At 46.7% G+C, this 17,701-nt stretch carries 19 protein-coding genes; 14 read left to right on the top strand and 5 right to left on the bottom strand.

Annotated features, from left to right (window positions below; genetic code table 11):
* Positions 1-28 precede the first annotated feature (28 nt).
* The 5 genes from AC58QT_RS31390 to AC58QT_RS31370 all read left to right on the top strand — a co-directional run bounded on the left by AC58QT_RS31390 (position 29) and on the right by AC58QT_RS31370 (position 2,913).
* Positions 29-436 (top strand): YciI family protein, encoded by a 408-nt coding sequence (locus AC58QT_RS31390; protein ID WP_497412438.1) that lies wholly within the window; start codon positions 29-31, stop codon positions 434-436.
* Positions 433-1,695, top strand: a complete 1,263-nt coding sequence (locus tag AC58QT_RS31385; protein ID WP_497412437.1) for an RNA polymerase sigma factor — start codon at positions 433-435, stop codon at positions 1,693-1,695. The genes AC58QT_RS31390 and AC58QT_RS31385 overlap by 4 nt, the downstream gene beginning before the upstream one ends.
* The gene (locus AC58QT_RS31380; RefSeq protein WP_497412436.1) at positions 1,696-2,136 is read left to right on the top strand and encodes a YciI family protein; all 441 of its coding nucleotides are present in this window, start codon (positions 1,696-1,698) and stop codon (positions 2,134-2,136) included.
* Between the two features lie 20 nt (positions 2,137-2,156).
* A complete protein-coding gene (locus AC58QT_RS31375; protein WP_497412435.1) occupies positions 2,157-2,498 on the top strand; it encodes a DUF1801 domain-containing protein in 342 nt (113 codons plus the stop codon).
* A 208-nt stretch (positions 2,499-2,706) separates the two neighbouring features.
* Positions 2,707-2,913, top strand: a complete 207-nt coding sequence (locus AC58QT_RS31370; RefSeq protein ID WP_497412434.1) for a hypothetical protein — start codon at positions 2,707-2,709, stop codon at positions 2,911-2,913.
* Between the two features lie 65 nt (positions 2,914-2,978).
* Here AC58QT_RS31370 and AC58QT_RS31365 read toward each other — a convergent pair whose 3' ends face one another.
* The 3 genes from AC58QT_RS31365 to AC58QT_RS31355 all read right to left on the bottom strand — a co-directional run bounded on the left by AC58QT_RS31365 (position 2,979) and on the right by AC58QT_RS31355 (position 5,279).
* A complete protein-coding gene (locus AC58QT_RS31365; RefSeq protein WP_497412433.1) occupies positions 2,979-3,512 on the bottom strand; it encodes a hypothetical protein in 534 nt (177 codons plus the stop codon).
* Positions 3,513-3,612: 100 nt separating this feature from the next.
* Entirely contained in the window at positions 3,613-4,950 is a 1,338-nt protein-coding gene (locus AC58QT_RS31360) for an FtsW/RodA/SpoVE family cell cycle protein (protein WP_497412432.1), read from the bottom strand.
* Positions 4,947-5,279: a PadR family transcriptional regulator gene (locus AC58QT_RS31355; protein WP_497412431.1), complete on the bottom strand. Its 333-nt coding sequence runs from the start codon at positions 5,277-5,279 to the stop codon at positions 4,947-4,949. The genes AC58QT_RS31360 and AC58QT_RS31355 overlap by 4 nt, the downstream gene beginning before the upstream one ends.
* A gap of 297 nt (positions 5,280-5,576) precedes the next feature.
* Here AC58QT_RS31355 and AC58QT_RS31350 point away from each other — a divergent pair, with 297 nt between their 5' ends.
* The 7 genes from AC58QT_RS31350 (at position 5,577) to AC58QT_RS31320 (ending at position 12,051) form a co-directional block, all read left to right on the top strand.
* Positions 5,577-6,575, top strand: coding sequence for an ABC transporter substrate-binding protein (locus AC58QT_RS31350; protein ID WP_497412430.1), 999 nt, complete (start codon positions 5,577-5,579; stop codon positions 6,573-6,575).
* 59 nt (positions 6,576-6,634) lie between these two features.
* Positions 6,635-7,645: a FecCD family ABC transporter permease gene (locus AC58QT_RS31345; RefSeq protein ID WP_497412429.1), complete on the top strand. Its 1,011-nt coding sequence runs from the start codon at positions 6,635-6,637 to the stop codon at positions 7,643-7,645.
* On the top strand, positions 7,642-8,685 hold the full coding sequence (locus tag AC58QT_RS31340) for a FecCD family ABC transporter permease (RefSeq protein ID WP_497412428.1): 1,044 nt from the start codon (positions 7,642-7,644) through the stop codon (positions 8,683-8,685). Before AC58QT_RS31345 ends, AC58QT_RS31340 begins: the two co-directional genes overlap by 4 nt.
* Positions 8,686-8,696: 11 nt before the next feature.
* Positions 8,697-9,545, top strand: a complete 849-nt coding sequence (locus tag AC58QT_RS31335; protein ID WP_497412427.1) for an ABC transporter ATP-binding protein — start codon at positions 8,697-8,699, stop codon at positions 9,543-9,545.
* Positions 9,526-10,107, top strand: a complete 582-nt coding sequence (locus tag AC58QT_RS31330; protein WP_497412426.1) for a nitroreductase family protein — start codon at positions 9,526-9,528, stop codon at positions 10,105-10,107. The genes AC58QT_RS31335 and AC58QT_RS31330 overlap by 20 nt, the downstream gene beginning before the upstream one ends.
* A 144-nt stretch (positions 10,108-10,251) precedes the next feature.
* Positions 10,252-10,962 carry a metallophosphoesterase family protein gene (locus AC58QT_RS31325; protein WP_497412425.1) on the top strand — a complete coding sequence of 237 codons (711 nt, stop codon included), beginning with the start codon at positions 10,252-10,254 and terminating at the stop codon, positions 10,960-10,962.
* Between the two features lie 12 nt (positions 10,963-10,974).
* Positions 10,975-12,051 (top strand): Gfo/Idh/MocA family protein, encoded by a 1,077-nt coding sequence (locus AC58QT_RS31320; RefSeq protein ID WP_497412424.1) that lies wholly within the window; start codon positions 10,975-10,977, stop codon positions 12,049-12,051.
* Between the two features lie 19 nt (positions 12,052-12,070).
* On the opposite strand, the gene AC58QT_RS31315 is transcribed toward AC58QT_RS31320, so the two are convergent.
* The gene (locus AC58QT_RS31315; protein WP_497412423.1) at positions 12,071-12,637 is read right to left on the bottom strand and encodes a TetR/AcrR family transcriptional regulator; all 567 of its coding nucleotides are present in this window, start codon (positions 12,635-12,637) and stop codon (positions 12,071-12,073) included.
* A gap of 171 nt (positions 12,638-12,808) precedes the next feature.
* Here AC58QT_RS31315 and AC58QT_RS31310 point away from each other — a divergent pair, with 171 nt between their 5' ends.
* Both AC58QT_RS31310 and AC58QT_RS31305 read left to right on the top strand, forming a co-directional pair.
* On the top strand, positions 12,809-13,546 hold the full coding sequence (locus tag AC58QT_RS31310) for an SDR family oxidoreductase (protein ID WP_497412422.1): 738 nt from the start codon (positions 12,809-12,811) through the stop codon (positions 13,544-13,546).
* A 285-nt stretch (positions 13,547-13,831) separates the two neighbouring features.
* Positions 13,832-15,409 (top strand): helix-turn-helix domain-containing protein, encoded by a 1,578-nt coding sequence (locus AC58QT_RS31305; RefSeq protein WP_497412421.1) that lies wholly within the window; start codon positions 13,832-13,834, stop codon positions 15,407-15,409.
* 75 nt (positions 15,410-15,484) lie between these two features.
* Here the strand turns inward: AC58QT_RS31305 and AC58QT_RS31300 are convergent, their stop codons facing one another.
* A complete protein-coding gene (locus AC58QT_RS31300) occupies positions 15,485-17,497 on the bottom strand; it encodes a beta-galactosidase (RefSeq protein ID WP_497412420.1) in 2,013 nt (670 codons plus the stop codon).
* Positions 17,498-17,701: the final 204 nt, after the last annotated feature.

The raw sequence follows: 17,701 nt of genomic DNA, 5'->3' as shown, positions 1-17,701 counted from the left end.
ATTCACAATAATAGGAGGAGAACACAGTATGAGATTTATGATGATTGTTAAAGCGACAACGGATTCAGAAGCAGGGGTAATGCCGAGCCAGGAACTTATTGAGGCAATGCAAAAGTATAATGAGGAATTAATGAAAGCCGGTGTTTTGTTGGCTGCCGATGGCTTACAACCCAGTTCAAAAGGAATTCGCATTTCCTACCCGGAGCCTGGCAGCAAACCGAAGGTTGTGGATGGTCCATTTACGGAAGCGAAAGAAATGATAGCGGGTTATACGCTGATTGAAGTTAAATCGCGGGAAGAAGCCATTGAGTGGGCAATGCGTATGCCAGATCCCCATGGATTCGGTCAGGGAGAGGTTGAACTCAGACAAGTGTATGAGCTGGAAGATATCATAGGTAATCTGGAAATAAGTGAGAAAGAGCAGAACAAAAGGTGAGTGCTTCACCTACACACCGAACGATAGAAGCAATTTGGCGAATAGAGTCTGCTAAGATTATCGCAGGGTTAACGAGAATAACGCGGGACGTGGCTCTCGCGGAGGACCTTGCGCAAGATGCGCTGTTAATTGCCCTCGATCGATGGCCAGATACAGGAATTCCAGACAAGCCGGGTGCTTGGTTGATGACGACCGCGAAACGGCGCGCAATCGATGACTTGCGCAGGCATAAATTGCGTGATCAGAAGTATGTAGAGATCGCACAAAGTATGGAGTTGTATACGATTGAAGATGTCGATCAAGCGTTGGACGGGGAGATCGGTGACGATCTGCTTCGTCTGATTTTTATGACTTGCCATCCTGTGTTATCGCAGGAGGCGAGAGTCGCATTGACGCTTCGACTCTTGTGCGGGCTTACGACGGATGAAATCGCACGTTCATTTCTCGTCGCTGAAGCCACCATTGCCCAGCGAATTGTCCGAGCAAAGAGGACGCTTAGTGCGGAGAAGGTACCTTTTGAGGTGCCATCTGCGGAAGAACTTCGAGACCGTCTGTCTGCCGTGCTTGAGGTCATTTATTTGATGTTTAACGAAGGCTATTCGGCAACCTCAGGGGAACAATGGATTCGTCCAGTCCTGTGTCAGGAGGCATTAAGACTGGGACGCATCATCGCGGAAACTAGCCCAATGGAGCCAGAGGTTCACGGACTCGTTGCCTTGATGGAAATACAATCCTCGCGATTTAAGACGCGGGTTAACTACTTAGGAGAACCTGTCCTTCTCATGGATCAAAACAGGGGGCAGTGGGATCAGCTTTTGATCCGCCGAGGCCTGGCTGCTCTAGATCGCAGCCGTAAGATTGGCAGGCCACTCGGAGCCTATTCGCTCCAAGCAGCGATTGCTGCCTGCCATGCGCAAGCAGCGACAGCCGCAGAGACGGATTGGGTTCGGATTGCTGCTCTTTACGAAGCGCTTTCGCGAGTAGCTCCTTCGCCAATCGTCGAGTTAAACCGAGCGGTCGCGATTTCGATGGCATTTGGTCCGGCGTTTGGGTTGCAGCTAGTCGATGAACTGAAGGCAGAACCCGCCTTAAAAGACTATCATCTGCTGCCTAGCGTTCGCGGCGATCTTCTTGTGAAGCTGGGGCGGGCAGATGAAGCTCGCTTGGAATTTGAACGAGCGGCATCCTTAACGAGGAATGAGCGAGAACGTTTTGTTTTATTGAAACGAGCCGCAGAATGTGAAGGAGGGGAGCGCTAGTTGCGATATATATTCATGGTTAAGGCAACAGGATTCTCTGAGGCGAGGGTGAAGCTAAGCCAAACCTACATTGATCAAATGATTGCCTACAAGAAGTCATTAGCTATGGCTGGCGTGCTGCTTGCCGAAGAGGAGCTTCAGCCAAGCTGGGCAGGGGTTCGCATTTGTTATCCATCCGGTGGCGGAGAACCGAAATTGTTGGCAGGTCCTTTTCCACTTCAGCAAGAGCTTCTATCGGCGTATACGCTGATCGAGGTCAGCTCGGAGGAAGAGGCGCTGCAATGGGCGCTTCGTATGCCAATTCCAGCGGATCGTGGCGAGTACGAGATTGAATTACGGAAGCTCGAAGAGCGTTCCAGTTTCATAGGGGAGCCTAGTCAGTTGCGGGCACTGGAGGCCGACTTACAGGATCTGCAATGCATGTTACAAATGAGAGAATAATGCGAAGGAGTGAATACCAAATGAACCAGGATGTAACTGATTTTATTGAAGCCTTAAAGGAGCCATGGCAGCGGGAGGTGTCCACCCAATTGCGTCAGGTTGTGCTGCAAGCGGTACCTGATGCTAATGAGCGTATCCAATACAAGAAGCCTCACTTTTTGAAAAATGGGAAATACGCCGCTGTCATCTCAACATCGAAGGATGCCGTCAGTTTCACGATCTTTAATGCGAGCGGACTTACCGTTCCGGAGGAATTGTTTGACGGTCCGCCAGAGCGAAAGACATTGAAGCTGCGCCAAGGTGATGGCTTTGATGCTGAGCAGCTGCAGTCGCTGCTGGGGCAAGCAGTCGCGTCACTGTAGTGCCACCCAAAAGAAGCTTGTCTCGCGTGGAGCGGCGGCTTCTTTTTACTTTTATGTGGTTGGGTGTCGACCTCCCAGATATGGATAATAAATGGAAACATACAGTTTGATTTCACCGAATCTCCTGAGATTTCGTGATTAGCTGGAAAATTGCTCAGTTACACGTTTTGTGTCCATAATGCTAATAATTACTTGGAGGTTGTGACGCATGACAATCATCACTTTTCTAATCGTTGGTTGGATACTCAATTGGTTTAAATTCGAAAGATTGATCATTCAAGCGTTTAAGGAGCTATTTAACAAAGAAGTATCCAAAGCGACTTATTATTTCATGTTTTTTACTGTGGGACTATTTGGTGATGTTGTGCTGCTCATTCAAGGTTTTTATTATGACTACTTTTTGCAAATAGGATGACCATAAGCAGTAGAAAAGCCACCCTCTAAAGGAACTCTAAAGGATGGCTCTTTTTCTATTATAGGCTACTTCTTCATCCTACGCCTACGCTTGCTAGCCAATGTGTTAGAAGCCTTGCCACTCCCACCGACGGCATCCTGCTGTTTGGTTCCAGGGCTATCGATGGCGGAGTTAGTCCCGCTGGTGCTATATTTGCCGGCGCCGCTTGCCACTTGGGTAGCTGATGCATTCGCCGCATGTTTGGGGAGCTTCACAATTTGATCGTTAATGACAACGATGATTTCTTTGCCTTTACGACGGATATCGTAGAGGCTTTTGCTGTCCGATAACTTGCTTTTGGCGCCTTTCCCTAATCGGTTCCTCGCTTTGCCACCTGCTCCAACACTTTGTTGTTGCTGACTATGCGGAGATTTAATAGCAGCGTTGCTGCCTGCGGCACTGCTGCGACCGGCACCACTAGCGAGCTGCGTTGTATTTGGGGCATTCGTAAATTGATGGTTGATGACGAATACCAGTCTATCTATGCGATGAATTGGCGATTGTGCAATAATGCGTTTCTTCCCTTTTTCAATGATAATTGTGACACGGTCTGATTTCATTGCACACAGATCCTCCCTATTGGGTTCTCCCTAAAGTATATGTCCGTAGGACAAATTGGTAAGGGATAGTGGCTGAGTGGCTGTAAAATCGTCCATAAGCCTAGGTAACCTCCAATGTACCGAGGTCCTTTCGTCGATACACACTAAGCATAAGGCCGATGGCAACAAACTGAAAAATGACGAGAGACCCGCTATAGCTTATAAAAGGAAGATGGAAGGAGCTGAACGGAGCTAGGCCGATTGACATGAGCATATGCCACATGAACTGCGTGACAAACACCGCGAGTAGTCCTGATACGATCGTTTTTCCGTAGGGATCTTTCACATTGCGGGAAACGCTAACGGTTTGTTGCACGAACAGGGCTACCATAATGAGTATGGCGATACCAGCACCCCAACCAAAGCAATAGATAAGAAAAGGGAACATCAGTTCAGCTTGAAAATCTGGCAGTCTGCTTAGCGGCGCTCCAAATCCATGCCCCCACCAACCAGTGGAATAGATAGCGATTTTGGACTGAGTGAGTACAAAATTCATGCCTAGTGGATCTTCATTGGGATGTGTGAAGGAAAGAAGGCGTTGTAGTAGATAGGATTGACTTAATACAAAGTAACCAAACGCCACGGCAACTAGACTACAATGTGCAACGAGTATAAGTATAATTCGCTTCTTTTTCATAACGAGCAACATGGTCATGCATCCAATAAAGAATAGAATGAAATTATCAAGAGAATGTGTAGCTAAAATGAGTAAACCTGGCAGCCAGATGATTCCCACGTGAATCCAACATTTTCTTAGGAATGCATGCGCTGAGGACACGTTTGCAATTACTTTCGGTGGTGTGCTCCAAATACCCGCTATAGCAATTAGCAACAAATAGGGAGAGAGCGCTGGAATATTCAGTTGAAAGTAGTACCAATACACATAACCAGCAGCGCCGTTAACCCTAGTCCCAAATAGAATAACATAGCCAAGTAACGCAATAGTACCCAGATAGAGGGCCCAAGCGTACGCAGCTAATTTCTTATAATTACTAAAACCAATGAGTAGCATGATGCTTGAGCCTACGCCCAAATATACGATTTGTTTCAGTCCAATCGAAGTGAGGTTCTGACGATAAGCGGCATTTTCAGCAGAAAATATGGCAACCAACCCCATAGTCATGAAAAGCACGACAATGGCAAGCAACCCCCAATTAAACCGAGGCCGATGGGCAAGATGAAACTGCTGCCCGATCACATCAGCCGCCCCCATTTGCGCAATGGATTCCTTAACAGCCCTATCCAAATGAACCCCGTTGCTTAATTTCTCCTCAATTAACTCTTCCAAATGACTCATAAGTTCCGCGCGTACTTCTTTGTGAACCTCTTTCGCTTTAATTTCAAGACAAACCTGTTTCAGGAACGCAGTAATCTCCTCATGATGACGAAAGCTACTCATACGCCGCCCTCCCCAAGTACCCGATCAACAGTATTGCGAAAGAGGAACCATTCTTGTTTCTTTGCCGTAAGCTCGCCCTTCCCTTGCTTCGTTAGGCGATAATACTTCCGTTTGCGTCCGTCTTTCTCATCCCAATAGGATTCAACAAAGCTTTCCGACTCGAGCGTGTGGAGAATGGGATAGAGCGTACCTTCCTTCAATGTGAATACGCCATCGGAGTGCTTTTCCATCTCTTTGGTCATCTCATAGCCATACATATCCTTGCGGTCCAAAAGAGTCAGGATCAGGATGACGGTGCTTCCTTTCATGAGTTCTTTACTAATTTTCATGGAAGACTCCTTTCATGACTATAGAATTACGATGCATCGATTATCTAGGTATAAGTATAAGCGTTGTAGAACTATTTGGCAAATTTATCCTATTGATAAGAGACATTGAACATCCAACCAAAGATAAATTCAGTCAATAAATCGGATAAAATCGGATATGTACATTGGAAAATATGCCCTTTATAATTGAGACTGAGAATTATTATCAATTAAAAATAGGGAGTCAGCATCAGCATTCTAAATAGATGGCTTGTTCATCACCAGTGTGTGCTTTGCTGTACAAGGAGGAAGAAACGGATGAAAGCTTTTAAAATGATGATCGTGATGTTGCTAGCACTCGCTGTGACGGCTTGTGGTAGTTCCACAACAACAGGTGGAGCTGCGAGTAGTACGAGCAGTGCAAGTGCGTCGCCAGAAGCCGCTAAAGCAACTGCTGCAGCTGCGGTAGAGAAAACAATTAAGCATGCAATGGGTACAGTTACTTTGAAGAAGAAACCAGAACGAGTAGTTGTTCTATTCAATGGTATGACGGATATAGTTACACACTTGGGTGTTAAGCCAGTTGGTTCGGTTGAATCATGGGAAGAGAAACCTTGGTACAACTATTTGAGAGCTAATATGGAAGGCGTTAAGAACCTAGGTGAAGAAACGCAGCCGAATGTGGAGGCGATCGTAGCTTTGAAACCAGACTTGATCATCGGGACGAAAACTCGTCACGAGAAAATTTATCCGCAACTCGAAAGCATTGCACCTACAATCATTACGGAAGAAATTTTCGATTGGAAAGCGAATTTGAAGTATGCATCAGATGCTCTTTATAAAGAGCAAGAAGGTGCGAAGATTATCGCGGATTGGGATAAAGGGGTAGCGGAGTTTAAACAAAAAGCTGGCAACAAATTAGCTAATGCGGAAGTTTCCATTATCCGTTTTGAGAGAGATGGCAGTGCACGTTTCTATGCAACAGGATTTGCTGGAACGATCTTCAAGGAACTTGGCTTGCCGCGTCCGAAAGCTCAAATTGTAGAAGGCAAAGCGGTCGTCAATATCACCACGAAAGAGCAAATGTCGCAGTTGGATGGCGAGTATATCTTTGATATTACGCGTCTAAGTTCGGAAGAACCTGCGGTAGAGAAATCGCAGAACGACTGGACGGCTCACCCGCTTTGGAAAAACCTCAAAGGCGTGAAAAATGGCAAATATTTTAAAGTAGACACGATTACTTGGAACTTAGCGGGCGGTTCGATGGCTGCCAAAGCCATGCTAGCAGATCTCTACAAATATTTTGATATTAAATAGTTGAAACACTTAGGGATGAACACTATGTTCATTCCTTTGTGAATTCCAAGGAGATCATCATGAACCTTATGAATACGAGTTTATGGAAAACCACCGGGCTGCTAGCGCTGGTTCTTATCCTGCTTGGGAGCTTTGTTTCCAGCATTCTTTTCGGTGCGACGCAGTTTGACTGGCATACAGCATGGGCTTCCATCTTTCATTACGACGAGAATATCAATGATCAAATTATTCTTCGCACAACGCGCGTGCCTAGAGCTTGTATTGCCGCTGCCATTGGCGCTAGTTTAGCGATCGCAGGTACGCTGATGCAGACGCTCACACGTAACCCTCTGGCTTCGCCGAGTGTACTTGGCGTGAATGCAGGTGCCACGTTATTCGTTGTCCTTGCGGCGGTAGCTTTATCGATTTCATCCATGCAAGCTTTGATGTGGATTTCTTTTATCGGAGCGGCAGTCGGTGCCTTATCCGTCTATATTTTGGGCTCTTTTGGCCGAGATGGCTTAACGCCACTCAAAATTGTACTCGCAGGCGCAGCGATGACGGCGCTGTTCTCCTCCTTCACACAAGGTATCTTGGTGCTGAACCAACAGGGGTTAAACACGGTGCTATTCTGGCTAACCGGTACAATTGCCGGACGTTCCCCGGATATGTTAATCACAGTCATCCCTTTCATGGCCATCTCCTGGGTAGCTGCCTGGTTCATCGCGCGAGATATGAATTTACTTCTCATGGGTGAGGATACGGCGAAAGGCTTGGGTCAAAAGACGATCTGGGTCAAATCAGTCGCAGGCCTGCTCATTGTCGTGCTTGCGGGCTGCTCTGTGTCGGTTGCGGGTCCCATTGGATTCATTGGTATTGTCATTCCGCATATCTCTCGGTTTTTCATCGGTGGTGATCACCGTTGGGTCATTCCTTATTGTGCTGTATTAGGAGCAATTCTGCTGATACTGGCGGATTTGGCTGCAAGATTTATTATGATTCCTGAGGAAATGCCTGTAGGTGTTATGACCGCCATTATTGGTGCCCCATTCTTTATTTATATTGCACGAAGGGGGCTTATCAAATCATGAAGGGTCATGTTCCGATTCGATCACGACACGGTGCGGTTTCTTTTTTAGTTGAAAAAAAAGCGTTCACGATTTCCCTCCTGTTACTCGTGGTTTGCGTCGTGATTGCGATTGTCAGCACGGGGATGGGAGAAATGTACATATCGCCGATTAATGTTGTTAGAAGTGTTATAGGCATTGGCGCCGATGATCATGCGATGGTCGTTCAAAAGCTGCGCCTTCCGCGCATTGTCATATCCATGTTAGTAGGCGCTGCGTTGGCAGCGGCAGGTGCGATCATGCAGGGAATCATTCGAAACCCATTGGCATCGCCAGATATGATGGGCGTTACGGGTGGAGCTTCAGTGGCTGCGGTCACCTTCCTCACGTATTTCAATGGCATGCTTAGCATTCGGTGGCTGCCGATCTCGGCGATGCTGGGTGCGGCAATTGTTTCCGTCATTTTGTATATGCTCGCTTGGAAAAAAGGAGTCACACCCATCCGCCTCATCCTCGTTGGCATCGGGATGTCATCGCTGATGTCTGCTGCGACGACGATGATGATTGTTTTTAGTCCGAAGAACGATCCTGGTACAGCTTACCTATGGCTAACAGGTTCGGTTTACGCGGCGAATTGGGAAAATGTACTTACCGTTCTGCCATGGACGGTCGTGTTGATTCCACTTGCATTTCTATTAGCACGCCATGTCAATATTGGGCAGCTCGGGGATGATGTGGCAGCAAGCGCGGGAAGCGCAGTAGAGATCAACCGCTTGTTATTGCTCCTCATCAGCGTGGCGTTAGCGGGTGCAGCTGTTTCTGTAGCTGGCGCGATCGGATTCATTGGGTTAATCGCTCCGCATATGGCACGCAAATGGGTGGGCTCAAGCTTTGACAGCTTGTTGCCCGTCTCAGCACTGCTCGGAGGCGCGATTGTGATGTTGGCGGACCTAGCGGGTAGAACGTTCTTTCTACCGCTCGATGTGCCAGTCGGTGTATTCACGGCAGCGGTAGGGGCACCCTTTTTCATCTATTTGCTGTACACCAAGCGAAATTCAAGATAGGAGTGAAGAGAGTGCCAACTTTGGAAACCAGAAATCTCAATTTGACCTATGGCAAAGAAAATATTATCGAAGGCTTGAATCTTACTATGCCTAAAGGAAAGATTACGGTATTAATCGGTTCAAATGGCTGTGGGAAATCAACACTCCTTCGTTCGATGGCTCGCTTACTGAAACCTGCTCAAGGGGAAATCATTTTGGACGGCAAGCATATCGCGGAAATTCCTACGAAAGAGATTGCGAAGCGCTTATCGATCTTGCCGCAAGGGCCAATTGCCCCCGAAGGGTTAACGGTTTTTCAGTTGGTGAAACAAGGACGGTACCCTTACCAGAATTGGTTGAAATCGTGGTCGGATGAAGATGAGCGATGCGTGAAGGAAGCGCTAGCTGTTACCAAAACAACCGAATTGGCAGAAACCGCGGTGGATTCCTTATCCGGCGGACAACGCCAGCGGGCGTGGATTGCGATGACGCTTGCGCAAGGAACGCAAACCATCCTGTTGGATGAACCTACAACGTATTTGGATATGGCTCACCAAGTTGATATTTTGGACCTGTTGTTTGAGCTTAATGAACGTGAGAAACGTACGATTGTCATGGTTCTCCATGATCTTAATCTCGCTTGCCGCTATGCGCATCATCTCGTGGCGATTAAAGATAAGTCTGTCTTTGCTCAAGGGAAACCAGAGGATGTTATTAATACAGAGCTTGTCCGGCAAGTGTTCGGGATGGAATGTGACATTATGGAGGATCCGTTCTTCGGTACACCGATGTGTATTCCGAAAGGAAAAGGCCGCAAATCCGACAAGTACATATCTAAACATATAGAGGAGGATGTTCAACATGAGCTTATCCGAAACTAAACAAGTGGGAACGATTGCTGCATTAATCAAAGAAAGAAGAACAATTCGTGATTTCAAACAGGATCCTGTTTCAGACGAATTGCTGCTGGAGTTACTGAATGTAGCCGTTTGGGCACCGAATCATGGGAATAGACAGCCTTGGCGTTTCATTTTGTATAAAGGAGATGGACGCAAGGCATTAGCAGATGCGATGCTCCAGACCTATGATGATGAAGAGATGAGGGAAAAACACGGGATACCCAAGTGGAACGATTTCATGAAGATTCCCGCGCATCTCGTTGTAATACTGAAAGAAGATACACGCCAGAAGCAATGGGATGAAGACTACGGTGCCGTCTGCGCCCTCATTCAAAATTTCCAATTGGCCGCTTGGGAGCAAGGGCTCGGCGTCGTATGGAAAACGAACAATTATAACTATGAATTGGAGTTCCAACAATCCGTCGGCTTGCAGGCAGATGAGAAAATCGTCGGCCTTCTGAATGTCGGATATCCCGCATCCGTTCCAACGGTGCAGCCGCGGAAGTCTGTGGAGGAAATGCTGACGATTATTGATTCTCAATAGGATAGGATAGGCAAATAGTAAAAGTGATCCCAGAAAAACCCTCGAAACGCTTCATAACGCGATTCGGGGGTTTTTCGATAATTGCAGATCGGCCTTAGGCCTTTTATAATAAAGGGACTTTAACCAGACACCAAGGGGATACAGATGAAAAGAATTCTTGTCATTAGCGATATTCATGGCGAACTTGCCAAGTTTGAAGCTTTACTAGCAGCCGCGGGGTACAACTCCGAACAAGATCAACTGATTTTGCTGGGCGATTATGTGGATCGAGGACCAGACGCCAAGGGTGTCATTGAACGAGTTATGGCTTTAAAAGAGGCCGGAGCGCGCGTATTAAAAGGGAACCACGAGGATTTAATGATCAAAGCATTAACCACACAGGATGAACGCGCATGGAAACGCTGGGCACAAATCAATGGCGGCGATGCGACTTTGCAAAGCTATGGGTTTACGGAAGCTGATTATGCCCTCGATGAGAACGCGGAGTCGTTCACTAAACCAGAACTGCAGTCAGATTTATTATCGGAGCATTTGGCATTCATAACGCAACTGGAGCACTATATCGAAACGGAGGACTATATATTTGTCCATGCCGGTGTGCAGCCAGGCGTGCCTGTTTCGGAAACGGATCCATTTACGCTAATGTGGATTCGTGGCGAATTTCATACAGGGTACAGTGGTGAGAAGATTGTGGTTTTCGGTCATTCATCCACCGATACCCTGCACGGCGATTCGGATAATTATCATGTTTATTATGGTATAAATCGTATTATTGGCATCGATGGTGGCGCCGTTTATGGTGGACAATTGAATTGTCTAGAACTGCCAAGTCAAGTGGTGTACAACGTAAAGTGAGGGATAACCGTTATGTCTTTAATCGAATTTGGAATTGTAGGGCGAGGGTGGAGAGCTGAATTTTATTTGCGCATTGCGCAAATGCAGCCTCACCGTTTCGCCGTCCGTGCGATGCTAGTCCGTGATGAGGAACGAGGCAGGGAAATCGAGGAGAAATGGGGCGTGAAAACCTACCGAGACATGGAATCTTTCGTTTCAAGCGGACCGCTCCAATTCGCGGTTGTTTGCGTTTCGAGGGATGCCATGCCTGGCTGCACACTGGAGCTGGTAGAAAGGAACATACCCGTATTGACAGAGACGCCTCCGGCCAATGACATCTCGGGTATGATTGACTTGTACCAGTCGGTGTCCAAGCTAAAGGGGCGCGTACAGGTGGCCGAACAATATTTGTATCAGCCGATGCATGCCGCACGTATAGCTTTCGTGAGATCAGGTAAATTAGGTGACGTTTCTCAGGTGCAAGTATCGGCTGCTCACGGTTATCATGGCGTCAGTCTGATCCGAAAGTTGCTTGGCATTCAATTCGAGAACGCCATTATTCGTGGTCAGAGATTTACCTCTGAAATCGTGAAAGGTCCGGGGCGTAATGGGCCTCCGGAAAGTGAAGTGATTGGCAACTCGGTGCAGGATATCGCTACGCTTCGTTTTGGAAACCAACTGGCGCTGTTTGATTTTACAGGTGATCAGTATTTCTCTTGGATTCGCCAAAATCGTGTCCTTGTTCGCGGAAACCGTGGCGAATTATCGGATGAAACGTTCCGGTATTTGAGGGATTTTACAACACCTATCACTGGCAATTTCCATAGAGTTGATACCGGTCATAACGGTAACTTGGAAGGATATTATCACCAAGGGATTATCGCGGGCGAAGATTGGGTGTACGAAAACCCAGTCGTCCCCGGGCGTTTGTCCGATGATGAGATTGCAATTGCTACTAGTTTGACTCGAATGGCGGACTATGTACAGGGTGGGCCATCATGTTATGACTTGGCTGAGGCGATGCAGGATCATTATGTATCGATCATCATGCAATCCGCGATTGAGTCGGGCGAGGAACTGACAACGACGACGCAACCCTGGGCGGAGTAAATGCTGACGATTATTGTTACTAAACGTGATTATTTTCAAATAAATTCCTTACCTGATCAGCCATAAATTGTGTGGAATGCGGCATGTGTTGAAGGATCCACCACTCTACAATGCCAATGAAAGCAGAGGCCATGAATTGGGCCTTGATTTCAATGTCGATATCGGGAGGATTGCCCGGCTTTTCCATTTTAACCATCAGATTAACGGAGATAAATTTCAGCAGGCGGTCTCGGAATAGGAAGACTCTCTGATTGGAAAACATAGCTGAGAAGAATGGCGAGTGGCTTTGAAAATAATCAAAAATCGGTTTGGGGTCTTGTATCATCGCCTCGTTTACTTGATTAGCTTCTTGGTTCGTGCACAACGTAATCAATTCATTGATATGGGCTTCGATGCATTTGTCCAAAAGGTCGTACTTGTCGCTGTAATGCAGGTAAACGGTGCCGCGGTTCACATTCGCACGCTCCGCGATTTCGTTAATGGTGATGTTTTCAAAATCTTTTTCCGAAAATAGCTCCAGAAACGCCTTCGTTATGGATTGCTTGGTTCGGAGAATACGTCGGTCGGTTCTAACAACGGACTCCATGTCTGGTGTTCCCCCTCAGATATTCAACAATTTCACGTGTGTTGTTGGATATGAAACAATTACGTCGATATCAACCATTGAGTAATCACTGCTTCTGTCTATAATATTAATCAACGGCCGTTAAATATTCAACATGTGTTTAATATCATAGCGACGAAGGAGCGAATACTCATGGAAAACATTCAACATAAAGTGGTTATCATAACAGGAGCATCAAGCGGAATCGGAGAAGCTACAGCGAAATTGTTAGCTGAAAAAGGTGCGAAGGTCGTATTAGCTGCCAGAAGAGAGGAACGTCTGCATACCATTGTTAATGCAATTAAACAGGATGGCGGCGAGGCTGTTGCTGTCAAAGCTGACGTTGTTTCTGCTGAAGATATGCAGCATGTGGTCAAGTTTGCTCTGGATGTGTATGGCCGAATTGATGTGTGGGTGAACAATGCGGGGATCATGCCATCTTCCAGGATGAATGAATTGCGCGTGGAAGAGTGGGATCAGATGATCGATGTGAACATCAAAGGCGTTTTGTACAGTATAGCCGCGGTACTACCTGTCATGCGGGAGCAGCAGTCTGGCCATATCATCAACCTATCTTCAACTTCCGGGTATCAAGTGTCTCCAACATCAGCCGTATACGCGGCCACCAAGTTCGCTGTTAGAGCCATTTCGGAAGGACTTCGTCTGGAAGAGTCAGCGACTTCAGGGATTAGATCGACCTTGATTGCGCCAGGTCTGACGAAGACAGAGCTCTTTGACAGCATTACCAGCCCGGAAGTGCAAGCGATGGCCAATCAAATAAGTGGCATGGGCATTTCTCCCAACAGTATTGCTAGAGCCATTGCATTCGCCATTAATGAACCAGATGATACACTAATCAGCGAAATTATGGTAAGACCGACAGCATTGTAATGATTGTAAAGAATTGTAATATAATTGAAATATGATATTCATCTGGCATTCATGTATAAAGATTATAATAAAACCCGACCCCCTTTTTAAATATATACTTAGACCCTCAGCCCGTTGCTGTGGGTCATTTTTTTGTTTGTCAGTCGTGGGTGTTTTTACAGTTCATCCCCCATATCAGCAATCAAAAAAACCTTTCCAAGTAAATGTAAACCATTTATACTGAGTCTATTGAAAATCATTCTCACTCACAACCGACTCTGACCATGGAAGGGGTTATTGCTCCAAATGCTGCCGGTTCAAGATCAGGATTACTCGCTTCTCATGCTTTCTTCCATAAGCAAACGTCGTTTCTACAAACGGAACACGCTGCATTCAAAGAATATCTCAGGAGATATGCTCTTTGTTGTGATACAAGGCAAAGGCATTCTTTGCATCGATAATCAAGCTGTGCCGATCAAGCCGAATCAGACATTGTATATTGCTCGAAATAAGCCGATCGAAGTGATGTTGGAGTCAGAGTTTATCGAGTACTATATCTTAATCATTAGACGTGTATCGTTGTTCAAAAAGAGGGACGGCTGGCACTGCGCCAGATCGACCTCGGATCCTTCGCTTTTTCAGACGGGCAAGATTCAAATCAAACAGGCCAAGCAGCATCTCGAAAGTGTGGAGCACCTCTATCAAGAATCCCAAACGAAGTCGATGAAGGATCCCCTGCTTCAACTCAAGTTTCAAAGTCTGATTCAATCGATGCCAGAGGAAGTACCTGAAACGATTGAATTCGAGGATGCGTCCAAAGGAATTGATCAAAGCATTTCTTACATGTACAAGCATTTTAGTCATAAAATCAAGCTGGAGACATTATCCGACATCGCAGGATTGACGCCAACTTCCTATTCAAGAAGCTTCAAAAAAGCGAAGATGATGTCCCCTGTTGAGTATTTGAATCAGATTCGGATCGATTCTTCCAAGGAACTTTTGCAACAGCCAGACGCTTCCATCAAGGATATTTCAACAGCTGTTGGTTTCGGGAATGAGTTTTATTTTAGCCGCATGTTTAAGAATAGCTTGGGGATTTCACCTACGTTGTATATCAAAAGGAAACAATTGAAAGTCGCTGTAGCATCGTGTTTTCGTTATCGCGATTGTTTGCATGACCTCGGCGTGGAGGACGCCTTTGAATTGAATGGTTATCGACATTTAGAGTTAGGCATCGAAGAGAATCAAAGGCGTATTCGTGTTCAATTAACGGAACTGCGTAAGTACCAGCCTGAGTTAATCATTGCTGATTATAGGCATCTTCCGATATATGACCAGTTAAAACTGATTGCGCCTACGGTCATTGTCGATTTTTCCATGGACTGGCGGAAGTATTATATGAGGATTGCTGAGTTGGTAGGACGGGAGAAAGAAGCCCAACAAACGTTCAGTCAATTGGATCTACGTGTGAAGTACACGAAAGAAGTCGTGATGGAGACGATTGGTGACAAGAGTGTGTCCTTAATTCGATTATACAGCCGGAGGATTCGCGTGCAAGGATTCGTGGATCACCCGCTAAGTCATTTATTGTATACAGAGCTAGGTTTGAAACCTGGCAGCTGTGTGCCTCTGAATGAGAGGACGAAGGAGTATGCCGTGGAAAGCATGCCGGCATTCGATACGGATTATCTCCTCATTGATAAACGACTTACGTCACTTGAAGAGACCAATTTGTATATGGATGTGTTGAGAGGGAGCGCTTGGGAGACGATGAAGGCTGTCCAGAACAACCAGATCCGCGTGATTCCGAATTGGATAAGCATGAGCTGGGCTCCTAGCGGTCAGAACCAGATCCTTGACGATTTGCTGCAGTGGCACGCCTGACAGACTTGTATCCCGAAGCATCCCAAAAGCCTACAACCAGTTTATACTGGAGGTAGGCTTTTCTGTTATTTTGCGCTATTTTTGGCGAATCACCATCACCCCATACGGGGCTAAAGTAACCTCCGTTCCAACCGAGGAACCATCCAGGAGACTCACATGCGCTCCAGGCAGCGCCACACGTTTTACTTCATTTGTATAATTCAAAAGCACCCAGAACGCCTGCCCATCCTTCATCTTGGCAATGACTTCCACGCCGTTCACAGGCTCCCGCAATAAAGGCTCCAAGCCCTCACGTTGAACTACGAGCTGCATCAGCGCCCCGAGTGCATCAGCATCCAAATCGCATCCTACATAATAAACGCGGCCATTGCCGTACGCATTCACAGTCACCGCGGGTTGACCTAGGTAATAATGGCTATCGTAAGTCGCCAATACCTCGGCGCCATTACTCTTCAGAACATCGGCCCATATCGCGGCGGTGCCCTCCCCAAAAATCCCCTTTACCTTGATGGTTCTGCCGAAATTGATGGAATCGAACTCTTCGAGCTCAACACCGGCCATATCCTTGAATAGCCCCGGAACGGTGAGTGTCGACATTTGGTTGTTCCATGTTTTCGTTCCTGAGCGGAAGGTGATGAGCAGTATGCCGCCGCTAGCTGTATAGGCCTCGCATTTGGCAGCAATTTCAGGTGTCATCAGGTTAAAAGCCGGCATCATCACGAGGCGATACGTGGAGAAATCGGTCTCCACATTCACGACATCGAGATTGAGATGTTGATCCGCAATAGCGTCGTAGTATGCGTGCAGCAGCATATTATAATTGAACTTACGATTGTGCGGCTGTTGCCTATGGCTCCAAGCATTATCGTAAGATTTAATGACGGCGACTGGACTCACATTCTGGGAGCCCACGAATAAATCATGCAAGCCAGCCAATTCGGCGCCGAGCTGTTTGATCTCGCGATATCGTCTCCGCCCGATCCCATCATGATCAAGAATGCCATGCCAATACTGCTCGATCCCCACCGTGCATGCCCGCCAGCGGAAATAAACCATGGCTTCAGCACCGTGAGCGAGCGCTTGATAGGTCCACAACCGTAATTGGCCAGGTTCGGGCGTGTCGCCCATATGCTGCCAACCGCAGGGACCGCTTTGCTGCTCCATCATCCAGAAATTCTGCTCTTTAATGCCGCGCATCAGATCATGTGCCATGGAGGCACTAGAAGGTGAGCCTTTTCCCCACATATTATTCGGATAATTGTCCCAACAGATGAAATCGAGATCTTTCCCTATTTTAAAATAGTCCAAATCATTCGCATGCCCCATCAAATTATGAGTAATTGGGAGAGAGGTGTAGGTGCGAATTTCATCAATCTGCGCCTTCTGATAGGCTACCGTTGCATCCGTGAAAAAACGATAATAATCCAACAACATGCCTGGATTGTGATTGTAAGGTGTAGAGAGGTCGCCTGCTCCAGCATTTTGACTGAAACCATCGCTAGATGAATAGGTAGGTAAGTCAATCTCATCGAAATGGCGATAGGTCTGGCTCCAGAATATCGTTCCCCATTCTCGATTTAACGCATCAATCGAACCATATTTACGAGTCAACCATTTGCGGAATGCACGCAGATCACTTTGGCAATAGCAAGGACCACCGAATTCATTATCCACTTGCCAAGCCACAACTTGCGGATGGTTCGCATAATGTGCTGCTAATTCACGCGTAATGATGGTTGAATGCGTCAGGTAGACGGGATGATTCGGGCAGTAATGCCGTCTTGTCCCGAACCCCTTTTTGAGGCCGTACACATCCATGGGATACATATCGGGGTACAGATCCATCAACCATTTGGGAGCAGCAGCAGTCGGGGTCCCCAGAATAATCTGGATGCCTTCCTGCGTAAACACGTCAATTGCGCGATCCAACCAGGAGAAATCATAGACACCAAGTTCGGGCTCCATTTTGACCCAAGCAAACTCCGCCAATCGGACAATATTCATACCGGCTTCCCGCATCATTCGCGCATCTAGCTGCCAACGTTCTTCTGGACAATGCTCTGGATAATAATCAACGCCAAAGTACATAGTGACAACACCTCATCAAGGGATAGTTACTAGCTATTGACTGTCTAACAGGGCTGTACCTTCATTATAACGGATGAGCATTGATCTAAACGTAACTCTCAGGAAAAAAATCTCCAGTAGTTGTCCTATTTAGGTTGTTGTAGCATATGCACGACAAGTGCCCATTATAAATGAAAGAGGAGAACATCATGTGAGGAGAGTGCT

This window comes from Paenibacillus sp. J31R109 (genome assembly GCF_059692055.1).
Note: the sequence above shows the minus strand (reverse complement) of the source record. Positions and strands in the feature narration are given on the sequence as shown.

Coding starts and splice junctions, on each gene's coding strand:
- AC58QT_RS31390 (WP_497412438.1), top strand. CDS start 29: ATGAGATTTATGATGATTGTTAAAGCGACAACGGATTCAGAAGCAGGG.
- AC58QT_RS31375 (WP_497412435.1), top strand. CDS start 2,157: ATGAACCAGGATGTAACTGATTTTATTGAAGCCTTAAAGGAGCCATGG.
- AC58QT_RS31370 (WP_497412434.1), top strand. CDS start 2,707: ATGACAATCATCACTTTTCTAATCGTTGGTTGGATACTCAATTGGTTT.
- AC58QT_RS31365 (WP_497412433.1), bottom strand. CDS start 3,512: ATGAAATCAGACCGTGTCACAATTATCATTGAAAAAGGGAAGAAACGC.
- AC58QT_RS31360 (WP_497412432.1), bottom strand. CDS start 4,950: ATGAGTAGCTTTCGTCATCATGAGGAGATTACTGCGTTCCTGAAACAG.
- AC58QT_RS31355 (WP_497412431.1), bottom strand. CDS start 5,279: ATGAAAATTAGTAAAGAACTCATGAAAGGAAGCACCGTCATCCTGATC.
- AC58QT_RS31350 (WP_497412430.1), top strand. CDS start 5,577: ATGAAAGCTTTTAAAATGATGATCGTGATGTTGCTAGCACTCGCTGTG.
- AC58QT_RS31345 (WP_497412429.1), top strand. CDS start 6,635: ATGAACCTTATGAATACGAGTTTATGGAAAACCACCGGGCTGCTAGCG.
- AC58QT_RS31340 (WP_497412428.1), top strand. CDS start 7,642: ATGAAGGGTCATGTTCCGATTCGATCACGACACGGTGCGGTTTCTTTT.
- AC58QT_RS31330 (WP_497412426.1), top strand. CDS start 9,526: ATGAGCTTATCCGAAACTAAACAAGTGGGAACGATTGCTGCATTAATC.
- AC58QT_RS31325 (WP_497412425.1), top strand. CDS start 10,252: ATGAAAAGAATTCTTGTCATTAGCGATATTCATGGCGAACTTGCCAAG.
- AC58QT_RS31320 (WP_497412424.1), top strand. CDS start 10,975: ATGTCTTTAATCGAATTTGGAATTGTAGGGCGAGGGTGGAGAGCTGAA.
- AC58QT_RS31315 (WP_497412423.1), bottom strand. CDS start 12,637: ATGGAGTCCGTTGTTAGAACCGACCGACGTATTCTCCGAACCAAGCAA.
- AC58QT_RS31310 (WP_497412422.1), top strand. CDS start 12,809: ATGGAAAACATTCAACATAAAGTGGTTATCATAACAGGAGCATCAAGC.
- AC58QT_RS31305 (WP_497412421.1), top strand. CDS start 13,832: ATGCTGCCGGTTCAAGATCAGGATTACTCGCTTCTCATGCTTTCTTCC.
- AC58QT_RS31300 (WP_497412420.1), bottom strand. CDS start 17,497: ATGTACTTTGGCGTTGATTATTATCCAGAGCATTGTCCAGAAGAACGT.